The sequence below is a fragment of the Streptomyces longispororuber genome, assembly GCF_014656095.1.
In the GTDB taxonomy this organism is placed as follows: domain Bacteria; phylum Actinomycetota; class Actinomycetes; order Streptomycetales; family Streptomycetaceae; genus Streptomyces; species Streptomyces longispororuber.
Genome location: NZ_BNBT01000330.1, coordinates 1 through 960, shown reverse-complemented (window position 1 = coordinate 960; position 960 = coordinate 1). Strand labels below are relative to the sequence as shown.

Here is a 960-nt window from a genome sequence, read left to right as displayed (position 1 = left end):
GCCCATCTACGTACCGACGACGGTGACGTGGATCCGCAAGGACAGCGCCCGCCCGGCACGCGACCGGGTCCGCAACGAGTAGGGCTGTCGGGCGGACGAACGCCCTGAGGGGCCGGAGCGCGTACGCTTCGGCCCCTCAGGGCGTTCGTGGTGTGTGCGCCCCTCGTGTGGCCGGGGGCGGGGGCGGAGCCCGGAGCGGTCCGGTACGAGGCGGCCCGGGCGGGTGCCTCCCGCCGCCGGGGCCCGCGGCCGCTAGCGGCTGACCAGGCCCGCGTCGTACGCCAGGAGGCCGGCCTGGGTCCTGTTGGTGCACTCCAGCTTGACGAGCATGCGCGAGACGTAGCCCTTGACGGTGGCCTCGCTGAGGAAGAGCTTCGTGGCGATCTGGGCGTTGGAGAGGCCTTCGCCGAGGCAGGTGAGGACGTCGGTCTCGCGCTCGGTGAGCTTGCCGACGAGGGCCTTGGCCCGCTCGCGCGCCGCGTCCTCGTCGGACGAGGCGGCCACGATGCGGCGCATGGCCACGGGCGAGAGCACCGTGTGGCCGTCGGCGGCCACGCGCACCAGGCCGATGAGGTCCTCGGGTGGCGTCGATTTCACCAGGAATCCACTGGCGCCACTGCGCAGAGCGCGCATCACATACTGGTCGGCGTCGAACGTGGTGAGCGCCACCACTTTCGGCGGCTGATCCAGTTTCATGATGCATTCGATGGCCGTCAGACCGTCGACACCCGGCATTCGCAAATCCATGAGAACGAGGTCGGGGCGGTGCCGGGTGACGGCCTCCACCGCGGCCGCTCCGTCGTGGGCCGCGTCGACGACCTCGATATCCTCGGCCGAACCCAGAATTGTCCTCAAATGTGCGCAGACCATGGGCTCGTCATCGACGACCAGCACCTTTACGACTTCATGCCCCATGGCCACAGTCTATCCGCCTACCCCTGGTCCGGGGCTTCGAGCGGA

General features: G+C 69.8%; 1 protein-coding gene. It reads right to left on the bottom strand.

The window, feature by feature from the left end:
• Window positions 1-252 precede the first annotated feature (252 nt).
• Window positions 253-915 carry a response regulator transcription factor gene (locus tag IE330_RS38485; RefSeq protein WP_190140815.1) on the bottom strand — a complete coding sequence of 221 codons (663 nt, stop codon included), beginning with the start codon at window positions 913-915 and terminating at the stop codon, window positions 253-255.
• Between the last annotated feature and the right edge of the window lie 45 nt (window positions 916-960).